We start from the raw sequence: 19,437 nt of genomic DNA, 5'->3' as shown, positions 1-19,437 counted from the left end.
TTGCGAAAAACGAGGTGATTCCTGACTGTCGCGTAGGGGCTCACTGTTAGAATTCTCCCGAGTGCGGCTGTAGCTCAGTGGATAGAGTATCGGCCTCCGAAGCCGAGGGTCGTGGGTTCGATCCCCGCCAGCCGCGCCAGCTTTCTTCGCCGTTGTGGCCCATCATCCAACAACAACACCCGCGATTTTGTGGAACAGCGAGTAAAACCCCGGCTTCCGGTTCGATGGCGAGGGTTCCTCGCGCGCTCGGTGGAAGATCGGCAATTTGTTACAGTCGACAACATCAGCGAAGACGGTGCGGGTATCCATTGCGATTTCGGCGGCTATCGCATGGGCGAGAAGCTCACCCTGGTGATGGAAATGCCCCCTAAGCCGGGCGGCGCGGCCAAAGCGACCATTTTGCAAGCCACTGTCAACATTGTTTATGTGGTGGCTGAGGCCAAGACCGGACAGTTTCGCATTGGCTTGAAAATTGTCGACATGAACGACCTGACCCGGTCGACCTTTCTGAAATTGCTCGCCTGATGCAGGCGCAGGGATGAGAGCCCATGACTGACGCCCCCAATCCCGACCGCCCTCAGGACGCCGACGTCACGCTCGAGTACCTGTTGCGCCGCATGCGCTTCAAGAGCGACTTCCCGGCGCTGTCCACTTCGATTGCCCGTGTGCAGGCCTTGTCCGAGTCCGACACGGAAAATCTGCAGACCTTGTGCGACGAGATCCTGCAGGATGTGGCCCTGACGCAAAAGCTCTTGCGTGTGGTCAACACCGCGCATTTCCGTCGCGCCGGCACCGACCAGATCAGCACCATTTCCCGCGCTGTGGCCCTCATCGGGGTCGCGGGGGTGCGCAACATGGCTTTGTCGCTGATGTTGCTGGATCACATGCCAGACAAGGGGCATGCCCATCAACTGAAGGTCGAGTTTCTGCGCTCGGTCATGGCCGGCACCTTGGCGGCCGAGCTCAGTCGCTCCTCGAAAGAGGCTGAGCAGGTCTATATCGGGGCGCTCTTTCGCAACCTGGGTCGATTGCTGGTGGCGTTTTATTTGCCCGAAGATGCTGAGCAGATTCGGGTGCAAATGGAAGATGCTGAATTGGCGGGCAAGCCCCTGGATGCCCGTCAGGCCTCTGAGCAGGTGCTGGGCATGTCTTACGACGCGCTGGGCCAGGCCGTGGGTGGCAAGTGGGGGCTGCCTGACGCCTTGCTGACCTGCATGGCAGAGCCTGATGGGGCCGTGCCTTCGGTGTCACTGGCGGCGCGGCCTGATCGGGTCGTGTGGCTGGCCAGTCTCGCCAACGAGGGGGCGCTGACCATGCTCCAGACCGATCCGGCCGATCTCGGTGGGGAGTTGGAAAAGCTCACCGCGCAATACGCGCGCGCCCTCGACCTGGCGCCTCATGCCCTGCAAGATGCCGCGGGTCGTGCACGCAAGCGCATGACCGAGATGACCGACGCGCTGAACCTGAGCGTGCCCGCGCATTCGCCCGCTGAGCGATTGCTGGAAACCTTCTATGTCGATGCGCCCAATGCCGATCAGGCCGGCCCGGATCCAGCTGATCTGGGGTTGGACAGCCAGAGTGCGGTATTGAGTCAGCACGTGCCTGAACTGGCCGAGCAGACGCCGTCAGACATTCTGGCCGCAGGCATTCAGGACATCACCAACACGCTGGTCGAGCAGTTCCGTCTCAACGACGTGCTGCAGATGATTCTGGAAACCATGCTGCGCGCGCTCGACTGCCGACGCGTGGTGTTCTGCCTCAAAGACCCCAAGTCGGGCGCGTTGCTGGGGCGTATCGGCATGGGTGAGGGAGCCGATGCGGTCAAAGCGGTGTTCAAGGTGCCGGTAGACCGAGTGCAATTGGCGCAGGCTGATCTGTTCGCTGCGGTGTGCCTGAAAAACCTCGACACCCTGATTGCCGATGCCAGCAAACCCGCGGTGGTGTCGCGTTTGCCGGAATGGTTCAAGGACCACGTTCAGGCCCCGACTTTCCTGTTGTTGCCCATGGTGGTCAAGCGTGGTGGGCAAGACATTGTTCTGGGACTGATCTACGCTGACAAGGGGCTGGCCGGTTCCTTGAAGATTGATGAGCGCGAACTGTCTCTGCTGCGCACCTTGCGCAATCAGGCCGTGATGGCGTTCAAGCAATCGGCGGGTGGATAATCCCGCCCCATGTTTCGCATCGTTCTCGTAGAGCCGGAAATCCCGCCCAACACGGGCAATGTCATTCGCCTGGCAGCCAACACCGGCTGCGAGCTGCATTTGATCGAGCCCCTGGGTTTCTCGATGGAAGACAAGCACATGCGTCGCGCTGGGCTGGATTACCACGAGTACGCGCCGGTGCGACGGCACGCCAACTGGCAGGCCTTTCTGGACGCCATGCAGCCAGACCCGGCGCGCATGTTCGCCTTCACCACGCGGGGCAGCCAGCCCTTTGCCGACGTGGCCTGGCAGCCGGGCGACTGGTTGGTGTTTGGGTGTGAAACGCGTGGGCTGGACCCGGCTTTGCGCGAGACCTTTCCGCTGTCGCAGCGGGTGCGTTTGCCCATGCGGCCAGATCAGCGCAGCTTGAATCTCAGCAACGCGGTGGCCGTGACAGTATTTGAAGCCTGGCGCCAGAACGGCTACGCCGGCGGGGCGTGATTCAGTATTCCGCCTTGGCCTCGCGGCTCATCAAGGCCACGACGGCGTCTCGCGGCGAAATGCGGCCTTCCAGCACGGCGACAACGGCTTGCGTGATGGGCATGTCCACGCCCAGGCTGCGAGCACGCTCCCAAACGGTCGGCGCGCTGTAAACCCCTTCGGCCACATGGCCCAGATCGGTCAGGATTTGTTGAAGGGTCTTGCCTTCGGCCAGTTGCAAGCCCACGGTGCGGTTGCGTGACAGGCTGCCCGTGGCGGTCAGGACCAGATCGCCCAGGCCAGACAGGCCCATGAAGGTGTCGGCCCGCGCGCCGAGGGCCACGCCCAGGCGAGTCATTTCGGCCAGGCCTCGGGTGATCAGGGCGGCGCGGGCGTTCAGGCCCAGATTCATGCCGTCGACAATGCCGGTGGCAATGGCCAGCACGTTCTTCACGGCGCCGCCAACTTCGACGCCAATCGGATCGGTTGAGGTGTAAACGCGCAGGCTGTCGCTGTGGAAGGCCGCCACGGCTTGCTCCGTCAGCGCGCGATCGGCGCTGGCGGCTACCAAGGCGGTCGGCTGACCCAGGGCCACTTCGTGCGCGAAGCTGGGGCCTGACAGCACGCCGCTGCGCGCACGGGGGCGCAGCGCTTGTGCCACTTCGTGACCCAGGCGCCCCGTGCCTTTTTCAAAGCCCTTGCATAGCCAGAACACGGCGGCGTCTTCGGGCAGACTTTGCAGCGTGCTGCCCAAAGCAGCCATGGGGGTGCCGATGATGATCAGCCCATCGGGCCGATGGGCGTAAGCGATGGCCCGGTGCAGATCGTCGGTGATGCGCAAGGCATCAGGAAACGGTGCGTTTGGCAGGTAGCGGGCGTTGCAGCGGGCCGAGTTCATCTCGGCCACCTGATTGGCGTCACGGGCCCACAGCAGCACGTTGTCGCTGTGGCGGGCGGCACTGATCGCCAGTGCCGTTCCCCACGCGCCGGCGCCAAGAACGGTGATGTGGGTGGCGCGCTGTACTTCCTGGGTCATCAGTGTGAACGTCTCAGGCTTGAGCTTGACCGTTGCCAGCTTGTTGCATCTGGGCTTCGTACATGGCCTGGAAGTTCACTTCGGTCAGGTGTACGGGAGGGAAGCCGGTGCGGTTGATGACGTCGGCCACAGTGGCGCGCAGATAGGGGTACACAATCTGCGGGCAAGCGATGGCCAGGATGGGCTGCAGTTGCTCTTGAGGAATGTTGCGGATCTCGAACAAACCGGCTTGCTTGGCTTCCACCAGGAACAGTACCTTGTCGTTGATCTTGGTGGTGACGGTGGCGGTCACGCTGACTTCGTACAGGCCTTCTTGAACGGGCTCGCCGTGCAGATTCAGTTGCACGTCAACTTGAGGTTGACCTTGCTCCAGCAGGATCTTGGGCGCATTCGGCTGCTCCAGCGACATGTCCTTCAGGTAGATGCGCTGAATGCTGAATGTGGGTTGTGCTTGTTCGCTCATGGCTAATCCTTGTATGACAGCGTCGTTGTAGATGTTGGACAAGGATTATGGCCTAGCCAGATGACGCAACTGTCACACATTGCGTCCCTGTTGCGCCGCCATCGCTTACCTTTGCGCTTCGTCAGCGGCTGGCCAGTGACAGCCCCAGGGCCAGCGCCGCAGGCAGGCCTTGTACGAACAGGATCTTGCGGTGCACCGTGATCGCGCCAAACACGCCGGCGGCGACAACACAGCCCAGGAAAAATACACGGAAGCCGGCGCCCGCATCGCCCTGCGCCACTCCCCAGAGCAGGCCGGCCGCCAGAAAGCCGTTGTACAGCCCCTGGTTGGCCGCCAGCGCCTTGGTCGATTGGGCAAATTCGGCGGTCAAGCCGAAGGCCCGACGCCCGGCGGGACGTGTCCACAGGAACATCTCCAGCACCATGAAGTAGAGGTGCAGCAGGGCCACGAGGGCGGTCAGTGTCAGGTGTGCGGCATGCATCGAGGGGCTCCGGGAAAGTATTTTTGTACTGTATAGTAAGAAAATATCCTGGGTCAATCGATTTTTAACCAAATGGTACAAAAAGTGGAATCCAAGCCTCGGGGGCGGCCAAAGGCCTATGACCCGCAGGTGGCTTTGGAGCAAGCCATGGCCTTGTTCTGGCGCCAGGGGCTGGCCGCGACCACGGTAGATGACCTGTGTCAGGCCACAGGCATGAACAAGCCCAGCTTGTACGCCGCCTGTGGCGACAAGCGCCAGTGGTATGCACGAGCCTTGCAGGTCTATGTGGAACGTGTGGGGCAGGGCATGGCTGAGGCTTTACAGCAGCCGGTATTGGCCGACGCGATTGATGGCTTGTTGACGCGGGCGGTGTCCCTCTACGAAGAGGGGCGTGGCTGTTTCATGGTCAGCACGGCGCCGGTTGCGGCGATGGACGACCCGGAGATCCGGGCGGTGCTGCAGCGGGCCTTGTCTGCCCAGGATGCCTTGCTGGCAACGCGTTTACGCCAGGCCCAAACGGCAGGCGAGCTGGCAGGGGATGCCGATGCGGCTGCACTGGCCGCCATGGTGTCGGCCTGCTTGCACACGCTGGCCTTGCGCGCCCGCGCGGGGCTATCGCGTTCAGAACTGGTGCAATTGGGGAGGGGGGGCTTGGCGGCCTTGTTGAAGGCCGCAGGCGCGTCAGCCCAGCGGTGACGCACGGGGCCTGAACTCAGGCGTTCAGCAAAGGCATCAGGCCGCCTTGCTGGTCCAGGGCGATGAGGTCATCACAGCCGCCCACGTGGGTGTCGCCAATGAAGATCTGGGGCACCGTGCGGCGACCGGTGATGTCCATCATGTGGGCCCGCTGGGCGGGGTCGAGATCGACCCGGATTTCTTCGATCTGGCTGACGCCTCGTTGTTGCAACAGGGCCTTGGCGCGCTGGCAGTAGGGGCAGACCAGCGTGGTGTACATCTTGACGGCTTGCATGACTTGAAATGAAAACGGAGCAGGTTGTCTGCTCCGTATTGTCAGTCTGGAGGGAAGTCCGTCAGGATGTTGTGGCTTCTGTGACTGCTTGGTTCAAAAACTGAACTCAGGATTTCTGGATGGGCAGGTTGGCCGCGCGCCAGGCCGCCATGCCGCCTTGCAGCGACTGGGCATTCTCATAGCCCAAGGCCTTCAGTTGCGACACGGCCTTGGCCGAGCGCACACCGCTGGCGCACACCACCACCAGGGGGGTGGTTTTGTTGCCTGGCAGGCCCTTGGCCGAGCCGAGTTGGCTCAGGGGAATGTTTTTCGCGCCCACGAGGTGACCTGCCTTGAACTCGGCTTCTTCGCAGACGTCGATGACCTGGGCTTTTTCTCGGTTGATCAGGAGCACCGCTTCGGTGGGCGACAGGCCGGCGCCGCCCGATTTGACCTGCTGCCACAGCAGCATGCCGCCAGAGGCCGCAGCGGCCAGGATCCAGTACCAGTTGTCAGCGACATAGCTCATGGCGTTCATTCAAAGGCTTTCTGTGTGCAATGCGTCAGGGCCGGTCCCAGCAAATAGGTGGGCACCGAACAAGGGGGCGATTATAAAATCCCAGGTTCACTGGCTGCGCGCCGGTCCCCCTTTTTCAACCTCTGGATCAATGCCATGTACAAGCTCGTTCTGATTCGCCACGGCGAATCGACCTGGAACCTGGAAAACCGTTTCACCGGCTGGGTCGATGTGGACCTCACCCCTACTGGCGTGTCGCAGGCCATCTCTGCCGGTCAACTGCTCAAGGCAGAGGGCTACGAGTTCGATATCGCCTACACCTCGGTGCTCAAGCGCGCCATCCATACGCTGAACTACTGCCTGGACGCGATGGACCGCATCTGGTTGCCTGTGGTCAAAAGCTGGCGCCTCAACGAGCGCCACTACGGTGGTCTGCAAGGCTTGAACAAGGCTGAAACCGCGCAGAAGCACGGTGATGAGCAAGTGCTGGTGTGGCGTCGCAGCTATGACACCCCACCTCCCGAACTGGCCCCCAATGACCCCATGGGCCAGCGCCAAGACCTGCGTTACGCCGGTTTGGCCCCTGAGCAAATTCCTCTGACCGAGTGCCTGAAGGACACCGTGGCCCGTGTGCTGCCTTACTGGAACGAAGAGATCGCGCCGACCATCAAGTCGGGCAAGCGCGTGGTGATCGCTGCGCACGGCAATTCGATCCGTGCGCTGATCAAGTATCTGGACAACATCAGCGACAGCGACATCGTTGGCCTGAACATCCCCAATGGCATCCCATTGGTGTATGAGCTGGATGCCGACCTCAAGCCGATCAAGCACTACTACCTGGGTGATGCCGAAGCTGCCGCCAAGGCTGCAGCAGCCGTGGCAACCCAAGGCAAAGCCTGATGGGGTGAAGGCTCACGGTTCCAGTGACCACACCACCGGACAGTGATCGGACAGTTGCCGATCCTGGTCCTGTGGGGCGTAGGGCAGACGTGCAAAGCGTCTGCCCTTGTTTTTTTGCGCCAGACTTTGGCTGATCAGGATGTCGTCGATGTACTGCTTGTGCCGATCGCGGGCATCGCACGGTTCGTAGCGTTGACCTTCGGTGGCGCGTAGCAAGATGGCGCCGCGGGGCACATCGTCACTCCAGGCTTGCACCAGGTTCACTGGCGCGTTTTCGTCGGGGCCTGCAGCGTAACGGGCATCGCGTTCAAGCTGTCGGTTGAAGTCGCCGAGCACGGCAAAGTCCACACCTTCCTTGACACGGGTGTCAATCCACTGCTCCACAATCGGCGCCTGTTCCTGCAGTTTGGTGCAGGGTGAAAAGTGGCGGTCCATGCGGCCATCGAAGCAGCCGCTTTTCAGGTGCACGGCCAGCAAACGCACTTGTTGGCGGGTGCCAGGGTAGAGCGTGACGTCGGCACCGGCTCGGGTGCTGCCATCGATGTCGAGTGCGTTGAGGTCGCCGTTGCAGCGGTAGGGAATGCCGTCGCGGATGGCGAAGCCGACCTTTTGTGGATGAGCCCGTTGCACGAAGCAGTCAAGCTTCCAGCCGTGTCGGAACACCTGACGGGCGGCCTCGGGGCCATCCACTTCTTGCAGGGCCACGACATCGGCTCGCAGCGTGCGCTGGAGTTCTTCAGCCGTGCGGCTCAGAGCCTCGAAATCGGCATTGCTGCGCTGAGGCGGCATGGGCTTGCCGGGCGAGCAGGGAAAGGCCCGCTCGTGGCTGGCGGGTTGCTGGCTGGTGCACCGAGAGGCCAGTTCGCGGTAGGTGGCTGGGGTCATCAGCCATTCCATGTTCCAGGTGGCCAGTGTCAGGCTCCTTGTGGCCTTGGTGGCGCCGCCGGAGCTCCAGTCGAACAGGCCCGCTTGCCCCAAGGCGGGACTCAGTCCGGCCAAAGCCACACACGTGGCAAGAAAAAGGCCCGCCAGAGGGCGAGCCTTTCTTGGCGGGACTGGCTGCGTGGGCGCGTTCGGGCGCAACACCATGCCAGCCATCCTCACAGCCCCAATGCGGCGCGATCGAGGGTGTAGTTCTGAGGGCCGGCTGCCGCGATCTTGATGGCGCCGATGCGGTTGGCCAACGCCACCGACTTGACCAGATCCCAGCCATTGACCAGACCGTAGAGCAGACCGCCACGGAAGGCGTCGCCGCAGCCGGTGGGGTCGACCACCGCAGCGGCTTTCACGCCAGGGACGTGGGTCTTTTCGCCTTGGATGTAGACGTTGCAGCCGTCGGCACCCAGGGTCTCGATCAGGCCATGGAGGTGGCCCTTGGACAGTTCGGCCAGCGTCGTGCCGGTGCGATCGGCCAGCATCTTGGCCTCGTAGTCATTGACTGCCACCCAGCTGGCTTGCGAGACGAAGCGCTTGAGGTCTTCGCCATCGAACATGGGCAGGCCTTGACCGGGGTCGAAGATGAAGGGGATGCCTGCGGCCTTCAGTTGCTCGGCGTGCTGGATCATGGCGTCGCGTCCATCGGGGGCCACGATCGCCAGTTTGATGGCCGGGTTGGCTTCGATGCGCTGGATATGAGCCTGGCCCATGGCGCCAGGGTGGAAGGCCGTGATCTGGTTGTTGTCCTGGTCGGTGATGATGATGGCCTGGGCGGTGTAGTCGTTGTCGACGGTGCGCACATACTGCTGGCTGATGCCCAGGCTTTCCATGTGGGTGCGGTACAGGGCGCCGTCTTTGCCCAAGGTGGCCATGATCAATGGCTCGCCACCGAGTTGCTTGAGGCTGTAGGCAATGTTGCCGGCGCAGCCACCGAATTCCTTGCGCAGCGTGGGCACCAGGAACGACACGTTCAGGATGTGAACCTGGTCGGGCAGGATCTGTTGGGCGAAGCGACCTGGAAAGGTCGTGATGGTGTCAAAGGCCAGAGAGCCGCAGATCAGAACGGACATGGTGGTGGCGATCGGAGGCGATCGAGGGTCAGGGGTAGAACAGCTCGGCGGTGTAGCCGGCTGGCTTGATGTCGGGTGCGCGCAAGTGCCACAGCAGGGTGGTGCTGCGGTCGGCCGGTGCGGCTTCGGGTGTGGTTCCCGCTTTGACGGTGTTCTGGGCCGCAGGGGAGCGTGGCGCAGCCTCTGCCTTGGCATCGGCGGTGTCGAGCCATTCGGCGTCGGCCGGGGCAAACGCGCGACGAGCGATGACGGTGCCTGACTCATCGGTCAAGGTCAGATCAATGTGCGGCCAGGCCAGGTCAATGCGTGCCTTGTTGTGAACGACCACTGCCAGGCGGTAGTTGTCCGGGCCTTCAGAGTTGGCTCGAACCAGCGTGGCACTTTCAACCTGCAGGTCATCCAGTCGCAGAGGGGGCTTGATAGTGCAGTGGGCGTGGGCACACAACTGCACCAGATGGGGGCGCAGGTTGGGGTGGTGTGCGGCAATGAGGTCGCGGAACTGCAGTGCGACTTGCAAGCCCAACGCAGTCAGCAGGCCCAGGGTCATGAGCGACAAGACGACCCGGGTGGCTGGATGGCGCCAGAAGGCCTGTCGTTGCGCACGGCGAACGAACTCGGGGGTTTGGGCCGCAGGGTCACGGCCACGTGTTCCTGACTTGCCGGAGCGCTTGCTGGGCGGCTCCAATGGCTGCTCAGGAACAAAATCTTGGGGCGCGGCACCCGTTGCAGCCGCTGGGGCCGGATTGTCGTCGGCTGCGTCAGCGAGGGCTTGCACAGGAGCCGCCTCGGGGGGCGGGCTGGCCAAGCTGGCCGTGCTGTAGCCGGATTGACCGGGTGAGGTGCCATGCAGTCCCGATGGACCGAAGCCCGACGCCCATTCGTCTTCCGCAGCGTCCAGGAAGGCGTCGTCGGGGAATTCGGCGTCAGCGAATTCTGGCTCTGGCGTGTTGCGCTGGCGACGTCGAGTGCTCTTGCGCTCCCGTGTGGAGGGCATGAGGTAGCGGGAATCCAGTGCATCGGATTCGTCGGTCGACGGGACGTCCTCTTCCGGGGGGGTACCCAACCACGGTTGCGGGTTGTGGCTCAGGTTGAGCGACTCCACCGCTTGAGTGACGGTACGCGGCTTGTCGATGTACCCGGCCACCGAGGTGTCGAGATCGAACTCCGTGGTGCCCGCGGCGGCAGCCGGCGGGCTGTCGGGCAAGTCGTCCTCCACGGCGGGTGCAGACGCGACCGTTTCGGTCGGTGCTGGCTCGAACGCGGCTTCAGCGGCCGGACGTGCGGCGCTGGAAGCGACGGCGGATGTGTCCGTCGCAAGGGCTTCGCGTGCGGCGGCGAGCATGCCGGGCCGAATGGGCGCGGTCTTCTCCCACTCCTGTTCAGGCGCGGGGGCTGGCACCGTTGCGGTCGTCGGTGCTGGCGGCGTGGGCCCCGATGGGGGGGCTGCTGATGGCTCGCTGAATGCCGTCGTGCTGGCGCCCGAGCCCAGGCCCTCCATCGAGGTGTCTGTGGTGGGGGCCGGGGTACGTGGCTTCGGGCGGGGAGGCGGCGGTTCGCGTTCGAGATCAAACAAGCCCGGCAGGGCATTGAAGATCTCGTTGCAGCGACCACAACGCACCCAGCCTTCCGAGACCTTCAATTGGTCTTGCACGATCTTGAAGATCGTGCCGCAATGGGTACATCGTGTCGCCAGACTCATAGCTGCGTTTATGCCATCGATTGCGCAGGTTTTTGCGCCGTCATGAGAATCCAGCCGTCTTCGGCGTTGGCGACTTGCAACTGCAGGCCCACCGCCGCGTAGGCTTCTTTCAGTTCATCTTCCTGGCGAGCCAGGATGCCAGCCAGAACCAGATGGCCGCCCGGGGCCACATGGCCTGCCAGCAAGGGCGACAGCATTTTCAGCGGTGTGGCCAGAATATTGGCCAGCACGACGGGATAGCTTCCCTGTGCTTCGCCGACCAGATCGGGCAAGCCGGCGTGGATCGGGGTTTTGCCCTCGGCATTCTTCAGGTGGGCCAGGTTGACCTTGGCATTGGCCTCGGTCGCGTCGACCGCCGCAGGGTCGATGTCAACGGCATCAATCTGGCCCGAGCCGAACAGCGCGGCACCAATGGCCAGGATGCCCGAGCCGCAGCCGTAGTCCAGCACGCGTTGGCCTTGGAGGGCTGCGGCGTTTTGCGCAATCCACTTCAGGCACATGCGGGTGGTGGGGTGCGTGCCGGTGCCAAAGGCCAAGCCGGGATCCAGTCGCATCACGGTGGTGGCCCCTGCGGGCACCTCGTGCCAGGTGGGCACGATGTAGAAGGTGTCGGTGATGGGAACGGGCTGGAACTGCGACTGTGTCAGTCGCACCCAGTCTTGCTCGTCCACCGGCTGGATGCCCTGGATGTGGATGTCGTCGGCCCACTCTTGCGCGAGGATCAAAGTGGCGGCTTCAAGTGCCTCTGCTTCGCTGGGGAACAGGCTCTTGATGGTGGAGCGCTGCCAGGCTTCGCGGGCCACTGGCATGCCAGGCTCGCCCCACAGAGCTTCCTCGTGTTCGGTGTCGGCATCGGCGTCTTCCACCGACACAGACAGGGCGTCGATCTCCATCAGCGCATCGCTGAGGAGTTCGACTTCGGCTTCCTTGGCCAGCAAGGTCAGTTCATACAGGGCCATGGTGCTTCCTCAACGCTTGCGCGCTGCCATCCAGCTTTCGAGGTAGTGGATGTCGGTGCCGCCTTCGATGAACTTGGCGTCGACCATCAGCTCACGATGCAGCGGGATGTTGGTCTGGATGCCTTCCACCACGGTTTCCGACAAGGCTGTGCGCATGCGGGCCAGGGCCTGCTCGCGGGTGTCGCCGTGCACGATGATCTTGCCGATCATGGAGTCGTAGTTCGGTGGCACGAAGTAGTTCGTGTAGACGTGCGAGTCCACGCGCACACCGGGGCCGCCAGGGGCGTGCCAGGTGGTGATGCGACCGGGCGAAGGAATGAATTTGACCGGGTCTTCGGCGTTGATGCGGCACTCGATGGCGTGGCCACGCATTTCGATCTGGCGTTGCGTGAAGGGCAGCTTCTCGCCTGCGGCCACGCGGATCTGCATCTGCACGATGTCGATGCCGCTGGTCATTTCGGTGACAGGGTGCTCCACCTGCACACGGGTGTTCATTTCAATGAAGTAGAACTCGCCGTTTTCGTACAGGAACTCGAAGGTGCCCGCACCACGGTAGCCGATCTTCTTGCAGGCGGCAGCACAGCGCTCGCCGACCTTCTCGATCAGGCGGCGGTTGATGCCGGGGGCTGGTGCTTCTTCGATGATCTTCTGGTGGCGGCGCTGCATGGAGCAGTCGCGTTCGCCCAGCCAGACGGCGTTCTTGTGCGTGTCGGCCAGCACCTGGATTTCCACGTGGCGTGGGTGCTCCAGGAACTTTTCCATGTAGACCTCGGGGTTGCCGAAAGCGGCACCGGCTTCGGCCTTGGTGGTCTGCACAGCGTGAATCAGAGCGGCTTCGGTGTGGACGACGCGCATGCCGCGGCCGCCACCGCCGCCAGCGGCCTTGATGATGACTGGATAGCCCACCGAGCGGGCGATCTTGATGATCTCTTTGGGGTCGTCTGGCAGGGCGCCTTCCGAGCCGGGCACACAAGGCACGCCCGACTTGATCATGGCTTGCTTGGCTGACACCTTGTCGCCCATGACGCGAATGGACTCGGGGGTGGGGCCAATGAAGGTGAAGCCAGATTGCTCGACTCGCTCGGCGAAGTCGGCGTTTTCCGACAGGAAGCCATAGCCCGGGTGAATCGCTTCGGCGTCGGTTACTTCAGCCGCCGAAATGATGGCGGGCATGTGCAGATAGCTTTGGCCCGACGGTGCGGGGCCAATGCACACGGCCTCGTCGGCCAGCTTGACATATTTGGCGTCGCGATCGGCTTCGGAGTAGACGACCACAGACTGGATGCCCATCTCACGGCAGGCGCGCTGGATCCGCAGGGCGATCTCGCCGCGGTTGGCGATCAGAATCTTCTTGAACATGGCGAAACCTCCGCCTTATTCAATGATGAACAGCGGCTGACCGTATTCGACAGGTTGACCGTTTTCCACCAGGATCTTGGTGATGGTGCCGTCCTTGTCTGCTTCGATCTCGTTCATGATCTTCATGGCTTCGATGATGCAGACGGCCTGGCCTTCCTTGACCTGGTCGCCGACTTCGGCAAAGGCCTTGGCGCCAGGGCTGGAGGCGCGGTAGAAGGTGCCCACCATGGGCGACTTCACCACGTGACCGGTTTCTTCCGCGGGGGCCTCGACGGCGGGGGCGGCGGGGCCGGCGGCAACGGGCGCGGCCATCTGGGCGGGCGCGGCTTGCTGCATCACGGGCATGGCCACGGCCACCGGGGCGGCACCAGCCTTGACGATGCGCACTTTGCCATCGGCCTCGGTGATTTCCAACTCGGACACGTTGGATTCAGAGACGAGGTCGATCAAGGTTTTCAGTTTGCGCAAGTCCATGTTTGCGATCTCCAGCGAAGCGGTCGAGCCTGGGCTCGGGGTAAAACAGGGTAACGAACCGTGGGGAGGGGTTCAGTTGCGAGGGGGCGCGGCCAGGCGCTCCAGAGCGGCGTCGAGCGCCAGGCGGTAGCCGGCCGCTCCCAATCCGACGATGACGCCTTCGGCGATGTCGGAGAAATAAGAGTGGTGGCGGAAGGGTTCACGCTTGTGCACGTTAGATAGGTGCACCTCGATGAAAGGAATCGCCACCCCAGCCAGGGCGTCGCGCAAGGCAACGCTGGTGTGGGTGTAGGCGCCGGGGTTGATGATGATGAACTGAGTGCCGTCGGTGCGTGCGGCATGCACGCGGTCGATCAGAGCCCCTTCGTGGTTGCTCTGAAAAGCAGACAAGGCGGCGCCCTGCAGCTTGGCGCGTTCAGTCAATCCGGTGTTGATCTGATCCAGGGTGGTGGCACCGTAGACCTGGGGCTCGCGAGTGCCCAGCAGGTTCAAATTGGGGCCATGAAGGACGAGGATCTGCATGCGTCATTGGCTTGCGACCGAAGTCGTTGGGCCAAGAAAGTGAACGTAGGCGCATTTTACGCGCAAATGGCAGCAAAAACCCGTTTTTCGGAAAAACGGTACGAGCGTCTTGCCCGTGCTGCCGGGCGCCAGTGTCTGCAAAGACGGCGGTCTTGTCAATCCGCCGAGGTCAATGGGTCTGTGACCACTTGATGAGATCGTCATAGGTGGTGCCCCCCATCTTGCGGTGCACGATCCGGCCTTGTGCATCGATCAAGACAGTAAATGGCAGGCCGCCAGCCGTGTTGCCCAGGGCTTGCGACAGCTCGGTCCCGCCAAAGCCGGCCAGGCCGATGTCGAAGGTCACGGGCACCTTGGCGAGGAACTCGCGAACCGGTGTGGGGCCATCCACGGCCAGGCCGATGACACGCCAGCCTTTGTCTTTCATGTCCTGCTGAAAGCGGTTGAGGTCGGGCATCTCCTTGACACAAGGTGGGCACCAGCTGGCCCAGAAGTTCAGCAAGATGGGTTGCCCCTTGTATTGGCTCAGGGCCAGGGTCTTGCCGTCGGGGGTGTCGAATGTCTGCGTCCAGAAGTCGGCGGGCAGAGTGTCAGCAGCTTGGGCGTTGGGCTGGGTTTGCGCGCTTTGCGAGACGATAGGGGCGGTGGGTTGACTGGCCGCCGTGCTGCTGTGGGTGGCGGTCAGGGCGGGGGCGGGCTGTTTCAGCGACCACCACACGCCCAGGCCGGTGGCGATCAGTCCGACCACGGTGAACAGGATGACTTTCGACGTTTGGGGTGAGGGCATGGTGTGACAGGTAAGGGGGTGGGGGTCAGTCGGCGAGCAACGCCTCGACGGCAGCGAGGTCGCCGCGCTCGGCCTGGCCTCGGCTGTTGGCTTTGAGGGCGCCCCGCAGATCGTCCAGGTCCAGAATGGTCAGGTGCAGGCCAATGGGCTCGCCCAGCTCCTGGCAGGGAATGGTCAGGCTCAGGCGGTCGACCTCGGTGCCACGGGGGCCGGGTACCGCGCCGACCTCGTAAGGCAGGTTCAGATTGATCAGCTGAATTTCCGCTGATTTGCTGTCGTCGCAATACAGCTGCAGGTGGATGTCGTTGAGTCGGGTGGCCGTGCCTCGCCACACCGCGCCAGTGAGGTGGGGACGGAATTCAGCCAGTCGCTTCATCCAGGTCACGGCCAGGCGGCGCAGGGCGGCCAGCTCGGCCGGTTGAGTGTCGGCACAGAACACGCTGAGGTATTCACGTACCGCGTCCTCCACGCTGTCGTTGTCGGGCAGTTCGGCGCGACCGGTCACTCCTAATTGCTTGGCCGCACGGCGTTTGGCCGGGCCGTACTCCAGCCCCTCCTCGACAACGAGGCGGGCGGCCGTGGCGGCAATTTCCTGGGTGAAGTGCGATGACATGGTGGGGAGCGAATCGTCGAGCCTGTCATCGTAGCGGATGGGCCAATCGGGCGCTGGGCGGGGGTTGATGCGCTGCAAGGGGATTCGGTTTTGCACAACAATGGTGCGATGCAATGGAAATTACCTGAGCGTGTGCGCCACCTGATGTTGGCCGATACGCCTTCTTTATCGCGGGGCGAGCGTGTGCGCTCGGCTCTGGGGGCCTTGTTGGCTGTGGTCGTATGCGCCTGGGGTTTGGCTTTGATTCCGGCGCCGGCCTATTGGTTGCTGGCACCCGTCGGTGCCAGTGTGGTGATCTTGTTTGCGCTGTCTCACAGCCCCTTGGCGCAGCCCTGGCCGGTTCTGGGTGGGTATGCCTGCGCCACGGCGGCCGGATTGGCTTGTCTGTATTGGGTGCCCTACCCATTTGTGTCGGCGGCGCTCGCGGTGGGCTTGACGGTGTGGCTGATGGCCCGGTTCAACTGCATTCACCCTCCAGGTGGTGCTTTGGCCTTGCTGCTGGTGCACGAGCACCACGGCTCGTACGCTGATGCCGCTCACATCGCTGCGCTGGTTGCGGCGAATGTGCTGTGCCTGTTGCTGGCCGCGGTGCTCATCAACAACGGGGTCTTGCGGCGCCGTTACCCGCATCGAGCGGACAAGCCGCCACGCAATCGTCACCAGACGGCCGACGAGATGCCGCTGACCCGGTCGGGGCTGAATCACGAAGACCTGGATCACGCGGTGCGCAAGCTGGGCAGCTTTGTGGACGTCAAGAGCGACGACTTGGTTCAGCTCTACAACGAAGCCTGTGCTCACGCGTTTGATCGTCACATGGGGCAAACGTGTGGCGACATCATGTCGCGTGATGTGGTGACGGTGGAATTCGCTACCGAACTGGATGAGGCCTGGAACCTCCTGCGGCGGCACAAGATCAAGACTTTGCCGGTGGTGGACAAGTTCGGTCGTTTGGTGGGGGTGTTGTCGGTGGCAGATTACCTGCGCCAGCTGGATGACACCACGGCGGCTGGGCTGGCTGTGACCTTGCAGGGGCTGCTGCGACGTACACCGGGGGATTACTCAAGCAAGGCCGAGGTGGTGGGGCAGATCATGACCCCTTCAGTGATCTGTGTGGGCACACAAACTCCCTTGGCTGAGTTGGTGCAGCAGTTGTCAGCGCATGGGCTGCATCACATGCCGGTGGTCGATGAGGCCCGTCGCGTGGTGGGCATGGTGACGCATTCGGATGTGACGGCGGTCCTCTACCGCCGCTTGGCTTTACAGCCAAGCTCAGGTACTTGTTAAGAACTCGAAGAGATTGCGGGGCCTTTTTTCAAGCGTTCTTCCATGCGTTTGGCGATTTCCGAGCCTTTCTTTCTGCATGGCGACTCAACCAGTCGATAGCTCAACTCCACCGCGAGCACCATCAGCGCGAGTGCGGTCAGGGCAAATCGGAACGTGTAGTGCCCATTGAATTGGGTGCCTGAGGGCATCAGCTGAAACCAGATTTCCCTGGTGAATGCGAACGCGCTCATGTGGATCAAGTAAATCGAGTAGGAGCGCGAGGCAATCCACAGAGTCAGTCGAGCCAGGATGTCTGTCTGTTCTGCTGGTTTGGGTGGGGTGTCGTAACTGGCGATCCAGACCAGCAGGCCGCACACAATGGCCATCAGTCCTGTGCTGAATCGCACGATGGTAGGTTCAGCGGGCAGTGCCACCAGCAGCCCAAGCAAGACGCTCTGAACCAGGCGTTTTTGCCACTTTTGGGCAAACTGTGGACGCAAGACCTGATAAGTTGGTGACTGAGTGAACAGTGCGATAAAGACCCCAATGCAAATGGCATCCGTTCTGAAGCCCCATCCAGGGGCCCAGGCGCCGCGTTCGATTGGGAACTGAATGGCAATGGCCGCAGTGAGTAGCCAGGGGAGATGTCTTTTGCCGGCCAGCACCGCCAGGAACGGAAAGACGAAATAAAACTGCTCCTCTAGAGACAGTGACCAATACACCCCGACTTGGGTTGGGAAACCGCAAAGGCCGCGGTGGTTGTTAAAGCAGTCATTCCAGTGGAAATTGGCGACATGCAGGACGGCTGCGAGCCCATCAGCCATGAATGTTCTGGCAGGGACAAAAGCGCCTGACTGCGTGAAAAACAAGCTGCCTATGCCAGGAATGACAACCCACAGCAATGCGTTGGGCCATAGCCGCCAGGCCCGACGGATCCAAAATGGAACGGCAAATTGTGCAAATGTCTGTGCTCTCTCGTATTTTGCGGGCAGTGAGCTTGGAATGCGGTGCAAAACCGATAGCGCAATGACATAGCCGGAGATGCAAAAGAACAAATCAACCCCGCCCCAGAACGTGATGTAGTGATGCAGGGTGCTATTGCTGTTGTCGTTCCAGAAGAACAGCGCATTCAGGTGGTGGATCAGCGTCAAACCAATTGCCAGCGAGCGCAGATATTCAATAGACGTATTTCGCTCAGTTGGCACGTGGTTCAAGGCTGGGGCTGTCATCGCGGGTAGCGCATTCAATCGGGTAGCCGAGGGTTGGCCTGAAATGGATGGCTAGATCAGCTCTCGCGGCGCAAAGCCGGGAACAGGATCACGTCACGGATGTTGGCTGCGTCGGTCAGCAGCATGATCAGGCGGTCGATGCCGATGCCACAGCCGCCGGTGGGGGGCAGGCCATATTCCAGGGCGCGGATGTAGTCGGCGTCGAAGTACATGGCTTCTTCGTCGCCGGCATCCTTGGCGCTGGCTTGCGAGGCAAAGCGGGCGGCTTGTTCTTCGGGGTCGTTCAGCTCGGAGAAGCCGTTGCCGTATTCGCGGCCGGTGATGAACAGCTCAAAACGCTCGGTGATGCTGGGGTCGGCGTCAGAGGCGCGAGCCAGCGGCGAGACTTCAACCGGGTAGTCGATGATGAAGGTGGGCTGCCACAGCTTTTCCTCCACCGCGGCTTCGAACAGACCGAATTGCAGTTCAGCCAGAGTCCAGCGGGCAGGAGGCTCTTCGCCCAGTTGCTTGAGCTTGTCGTGCAGCACGGCGGCGTTGTCGGCTTCGGCTTCGGTCAGGCCGGCAAACTTGATCAGCGAATCACGCACCGTCAGGCGAGCAAAGGGCGACTCCAGGTCGACTTCCTTGCCGCCGTAGCTGAGCTTGGCGGTGCCCACGGCGGCGCGCGCGGCGTGGCGCAGGATTTCTTCGGTGAAGTCCATCAGGTCGCGGTGGTTCCAGTAGGCCGCGTAGAACTCCATCATGGTGAACTCGGGGTTGTGTCGCACCGACACGCCTTCGTTGCGGAAGTTGCGGTTGATTTCGAACACACGCTCGAAGCCACCCACGACCAAACGCTTCAAATACAACTCAGGCGCAATGCGCAGGAACATTTCCTGGTCGAGTGCGTTGTGGTGGGTGATGAAGGGCTTGGCATTGGCACCACCAGGGATGGGGTGCATCATGGGCGTTTCGACTTCGAGGAAGCCGTTGTCGACCATGAACTGGCGAATGGACGCGACGGCCTTGGAGCGAGCCACGAACCGGGCGCGCGAGGTGTCGTCGACGATCAGGTCTACATAGCGCTGGCGGTACTTCTGCTCCTGGTCGGTCATGCCGTGGAACTTGTCGGGCAGCGGGCGCAGGCTCTTGGTGAGCATGCGGATCGCCGTCGTCTTGATCGACAGTTCGCCGCTCTTGGTGCGGAACAGCGTGCCCTCGCAGCCCACGATGTCGCCCAGGTCCCAGCGCTTGAAATCGGCCAGCGCCTCGGCGCCCACCGCGTCCTGCGTCACATAGAGCTGGATGCGGCCGGTGCCGTCCTGCAGCGTCGCGAAGCAGGCCTTGCCCATCACGCGCTTGAGCATCATGCGGCCGGCCACCACCACCCGCACCGCCTGCGGCTCGAGTTCCTCGTTGGGCACCGCGTCGTACTTGTGGTGCAGGTCGGCCGCGTGATGCTGCGGCTTGAAGTCGTTCGGAAAGGCCACGCCACGTCCCTCGGCCTGGGCTGCGCGCAGGCCCTTGAGCTTGTCGCGGCGCTCGGCGATCAGCTGGTTGTCGTCGGGCGGAGTGGGTTG

At 62.5% G+C, this 19,437-nt stretch carries 22 protein-coding genes and 1 tRNA gene; 7 read left to right on the top strand and 16 right to left on the bottom strand.

The genetic code is table 11. The annotated features are described in order from the left end of the window. The first annotated feature begins 63 nt into the window (after window positions 1–63). From VFW72_RS09055 to trmL, 4 genes are all read left to right on the top strand, one after another. Window positions 64–139: transfer RNA gene (locus VFW72_RS09055), tRNA-Arg, on the top strand. Continuing rightward, window positions 112–525: a PilZ domain-containing protein gene (locus VFW72_RS09050; protein ID WP_329673965.1), complete on the top strand. Its 414-nt coding sequence runs from the start codon at window positions 112–114 to the stop codon at window positions 523–525. Before VFW72_RS09055 ends, VFW72_RS09050 begins: the two co-directional genes overlap by 28 nt. A gap of 23 nt (window positions 526–548) precedes the next feature. Then, the gene (locus tag VFW72_RS09045) at window positions 549–2,162 is read left to right on the top strand and encodes an HDOD domain-containing protein (RefSeq protein ID WP_329673964.1); all 1,614 of its coding nucleotides are present in this window, start codon (window positions 549–551) and stop codon (window positions 2,160–2,162) included. Between the two features lie 9 nt (window positions 2,163–2,171). Further along, the gene (gene trmL / locus VFW72_RS09040) at window positions 2,172–2,642 is read left to right on the top strand and encodes a tRNA (uridine(34)/cytosine(34)/5-carboxymethylaminomethyluridine(34)-2'-O)-methyltransferase TrmL (protein ID WP_329673963.1); all 471 of its coding nucleotides are present in this window, start codon (window positions 2,172–2,174) and stop codon (window positions 2,640–2,642) included. A 1-nt stretch (window position 2,643) separates the two neighbouring features. On the opposite strand, the gene VFW72_RS09035 is transcribed toward trmL, so the two are convergent. From VFW72_RS09035 to VFW72_RS09025, 3 genes are all read right to left on the bottom strand, one after another. After that, window positions 2,644–3,657, bottom strand: coding sequence for an NAD(P)H-dependent glycerol-3-phosphate dehydrogenase (locus VFW72_RS09035; RefSeq protein ID WP_329673962.1), 1,014 nt, complete (start codon window positions 3,655–3,657; stop codon window positions 2,644–2,646). 13 nt (window positions 3,658–3,670) lie between these two features. Beyond that, window positions 3,671–4,120: a protein-export chaperone SecB gene (secB, locus tag VFW72_RS09030; RefSeq protein ID WP_329673961.1), complete on the bottom strand. Its 450-nt coding sequence runs from the start codon at window positions 4,118–4,120 to the stop codon at window positions 3,671–3,673. A 121-nt stretch (window positions 4,121–4,241) separates the two neighbouring features. Continuing rightward, window positions 4,242–4,601, bottom strand: coding sequence for a DUF1304 domain-containing protein (locus VFW72_RS09025; protein WP_329673960.1), 360 nt, complete (start codon window positions 4,599–4,601; stop codon window positions 4,242–4,244). Window positions 4,602–4,685: 84 nt separating this feature from the next. On the opposite strand from VFW72_RS09025, the gene VFW72_RS09020 reads away from it, so the two are divergent. After that, window positions 4,686–5,297: a TetR/AcrR family transcriptional regulator gene (locus VFW72_RS09020; protein WP_329673959.1), complete on the top strand. Its 612-nt coding sequence runs from the start codon at window positions 4,686–4,688 to the stop codon at window positions 5,295–5,297. A gap of 16 nt (window positions 5,298–5,313) precedes the next feature. Here VFW72_RS09020 and grxC read toward each other — a convergent pair whose 3' ends face one another. Further along, window positions 5,314–5,571, bottom strand: coding sequence for a glutaredoxin 3 (gene grxC, locus VFW72_RS09015; RefSeq protein WP_329673958.1), 258 nt, complete (start codon window positions 5,569–5,571; stop codon window positions 5,314–5,316). A 106-nt stretch (window positions 5,572–5,677) separates the two neighbouring features. Then, window positions 5,678–6,079: a rhodanese-like domain-containing protein gene (locus VFW72_RS09010; protein WP_329674181.1), complete on the bottom strand. Its 402-nt coding sequence runs from the start codon at window positions 6,077–6,079 to the stop codon at window positions 5,678–5,680. A gap of 144 nt (window positions 6,080–6,223) precedes the next feature. Here VFW72_RS09010 and gpmA point away from each other — a divergent pair, with 144 nt between their 5' ends. Continuing rightward, window positions 6,224–6,967 carry a 2,3-diphosphoglycerate-dependent phosphoglycerate mutase gene (gene gpmA / locus VFW72_RS09005; RefSeq protein WP_329673957.1) on the top strand — a complete coding sequence of 248 codons (744 nt, stop codon included), beginning with the start codon at window positions 6,224–6,226 and terminating at the stop codon, window positions 6,965–6,967. A gap of 12 nt (window positions 6,968–6,979) precedes the next feature. On the opposite strand, the gene VFW72_RS09000 is transcribed toward gpmA, so the two are convergent. From VFW72_RS09000 to VFW72_RS08960, 9 genes are all read right to left on the bottom strand, one after another. Then, window positions 6,980–7,966, bottom strand: a complete 987-nt coding sequence (locus tag VFW72_RS09000; RefSeq protein WP_329673956.1) for an endonuclease/exonuclease/phosphatase family protein — start codon at window positions 7,964–7,966, stop codon at window positions 6,980–6,982. A 101-nt stretch (window positions 7,967–8,067) separates the two neighbouring features. Beyond that, entirely contained in the window at window positions 8,068–8,973 is a 906-nt protein-coding gene (locus VFW72_RS08995; protein WP_329673955.1) for a carbohydrate kinase family protein, read from the bottom strand. 28 nt (window positions 8,974–9,001) lie between these two features. Then, window positions 9,002–10,672 carry a zinc-ribbon and DUF3426 domain-containing protein gene (locus VFW72_RS08990; protein WP_329673954.1) on the bottom strand — a complete coding sequence of 557 codons (1,671 nt, stop codon included), beginning with the start codon at window positions 10,670–10,672 and terminating at the stop codon, window positions 9,002–9,004. Window positions 10,673–10,680: 8 nt separating this feature from the next. Further along, window positions 10,681–11,625, bottom strand: coding sequence for a 50S ribosomal protein L11 methyltransferase (gene prmA / locus VFW72_RS08985; protein ID WP_329674180.1), 945 nt, complete (start codon window positions 11,623–11,625; stop codon window positions 10,681–10,683). A gap of 15 nt (window positions 11,626–11,640) precedes the next feature. Next, window positions 11,641–12,990, bottom strand: coding sequence for an acetyl-CoA carboxylase biotin carboxylase subunit (gene accC / locus VFW72_RS08980; protein ID WP_329673953.1), 1,350 nt, complete (start codon window positions 12,988–12,990; stop codon window positions 11,641–11,643). Window positions 12,991–13,005: 15 nt separating this feature from the next. After that, window positions 13,006–13,464: an acetyl-CoA carboxylase biotin carboxyl carrier protein gene (gene accB / locus VFW72_RS08975; RefSeq protein WP_329673952.1), complete on the bottom strand. Its 459-nt coding sequence runs from the start codon at window positions 13,462–13,464 to the stop codon at window positions 13,006–13,008. Window positions 13,465–13,536: 72 nt separating this feature from the next. Then, a complete protein-coding gene (gene aroQ / locus VFW72_RS08970; protein WP_329673951.1) occupies window positions 13,537–13,986 on the bottom strand; it encodes a type II 3-dehydroquinate dehydratase in 450 nt (149 codons plus the stop codon). A gap of 169 nt (window positions 13,987–14,155) precedes the next feature. Continuing rightward, complete coding sequence (locus VFW72_RS08965; RefSeq protein WP_329673950.1) at window positions 14,156–14,773, bottom strand: TlpA disulfide reductase family protein; 618 nt, start codon at window positions 14,771–14,773, stop codon at window positions 14,156–14,158. A 25-nt stretch (window positions 14,774–14,798) separates the two neighbouring features. Next, window positions 14,799–15,386: a hypothetical protein gene (locus VFW72_RS08960; RefSeq protein ID WP_329673949.1), complete on the bottom strand. Its 588-nt coding sequence runs from the start codon at window positions 15,384–15,386 to the stop codon at window positions 14,799–14,801. 108 nt (window positions 15,387–15,494) lie between these two features. Here VFW72_RS08960 and VFW72_RS08955 point away from each other — a divergent pair, with 108 nt between their 5' ends. Beyond that, window positions 15,495–16,670, top strand: a complete 1,176-nt coding sequence (locus VFW72_RS08955) for an HPP family protein (protein WP_329673948.1) — start codon at window positions 15,495–15,497, stop codon at window positions 16,668–16,670. On the opposite strand, the gene VFW72_RS08950 is transcribed toward VFW72_RS08955, so the two are convergent. Further along, window positions 16,667–17,878 carry an acyltransferase gene (locus VFW72_RS08950; protein WP_329673947.1) on the bottom strand — a complete coding sequence of 404 codons (1,212 nt, stop codon included), beginning with the start codon at window positions 17,876–17,878 and terminating at the stop codon, window positions 16,667–16,669. The two genes, VFW72_RS08955 and VFW72_RS08950, sit on opposite strands and share 4 nt — an antisense overlap. A 56-nt stretch (window positions 17,879–17,934) precedes the next feature. Continuing rightward, window positions 17,935–19,410 carry a lysine--tRNA ligase gene (gene lysS, locus VFW72_RS08945; RefSeq protein ID WP_329674179.1) on the bottom strand — a complete coding sequence of 492 codons (1,476 nt, stop codon included), beginning with the start codon at window positions 19,408–19,410 and terminating at the stop codon, window positions 17,935–17,937. Between the last annotated feature and the right edge of the window lie 27 nt (window positions 19,411–19,437).

It is taken from the genome of Aquabacterium sp. (assembly GCF_036273115.1).
In the GTDB taxonomy this organism is placed as follows: Bacteria; Pseudomonadota; Gammaproteobacteria; order Burkholderiales; family Burkholderiaceae_C; genus Aquabacterium.
Note: the sequence above shows the minus strand (reverse complement) of the source record. Positions and strands in the feature narration are given on the sequence as shown.

Bases quoted from the DNA above. Each gene is read 5' to 3' on its own strand.
- VFW72_RS09045 (WP_329673964.1), top strand. From the start codon at position 549: ATGACTGACGCCCCCAATCCCGACCGCCCTCAGGACGCCGACGTCACG.
- VFW72_RS08950 (WP_329673947.1), bottom strand. From the start codon at position 17,878: ATGACAGCCCCAGCCTTGAACCACGTGCCAACTGAGCGAAATACGTCT.
- gpmA (WP_329673957.1), top strand. From the start codon at position 6,224: ATGTACAAGCTCGTTCTGATTCGCCACGGCGAATCGACCTGGAACCTG.
- secB (WP_329673961.1), bottom strand. From the start codon at position 4,120: ATGAGCGAACAAGCACAACCCACATTCAGCATTCAGCGCATCTACCTG.
- VFW72_RS08960 (WP_329673949.1), bottom strand. From the start codon at position 15,386: ATGTCATCGCACTTCACCCAGGAAATTGCCGCCACGGCCGCCCGCCTC.
- VFW72_RS09025 (WP_329673960.1), bottom strand. From the start codon at position 4,601: ATGCATGCCGCACACCTGACACTGACCGCCCTCGTGGCCCTGCTGCAC.
- accB (WP_329673952.1), bottom strand. From the start codon at position 13,464: ATGGACTTGCGCAAACTGAAAACCTTGATCGACCTCGTCTCTGAATCC.
- grxC (WP_329673958.1), bottom strand. From the start codon at position 5,571: ATGCAAGCCGTCAAGATGTACACCACGCTGGTCTGCCCCTACTGCCAG.
- VFW72_RS08965 (WP_329673950.1), bottom strand. From the start codon at position 14,773: ATGCCCTCACCCCAAACGTCGAAAGTCATCCTGTTCACCGTGGTCGGA.
- trmL (WP_329673963.1), top strand. From the start codon at position 2,172: ATGTTTCGCATCGTTCTCGTAGAGCCGGAAATCCCGCCCAACACGGGC.
- VFW72_RS09010 (WP_329674181.1), bottom strand. From the start codon at position 6,079: ATGAGCTATGTCGCTGACAACTGGTACTGGATCCTGGCCGCTGCGGCC.
- VFW72_RS08955 (WP_329673948.1), top strand. From the start codon at position 15,495: ATGCAATGGAAATTACCTGAGCGTGTGCGCCACCTGATGTTGGCCGAT.
- accC (WP_329673953.1), bottom strand. From the start codon at position 12,990: ATGTTCAAGAAGATTCTGATCGCCAACCGCGGCGAGATCGCCCTGCGG.
- aroQ (WP_329673951.1), bottom strand. From the start codon at position 13,986: ATGCAGATCCTCGTCCTTCATGGCCCCAATTTGAACCTGCTGGGCACT.
- VFW72_RS08990 (WP_329673954.1), bottom strand. From the start codon at position 10,672: ATGAGTCTGGCGACACGATGTACCCATTGCGGCACGATCTTCAAGATC.
- VFW72_RS08995 (WP_329673955.1), bottom strand. From the start codon at position 8,973: ATGTCCGTTCTGATCTGCGGCTCTCTGGCCTTTGACACCATCACGACC.
- VFW72_RS09035 (WP_329673962.1), bottom strand. From the start codon at position 3,657: ATGACCCAGGAAGTACAGCGCGCCACCCACATCACCGTTCTTGGCGCC.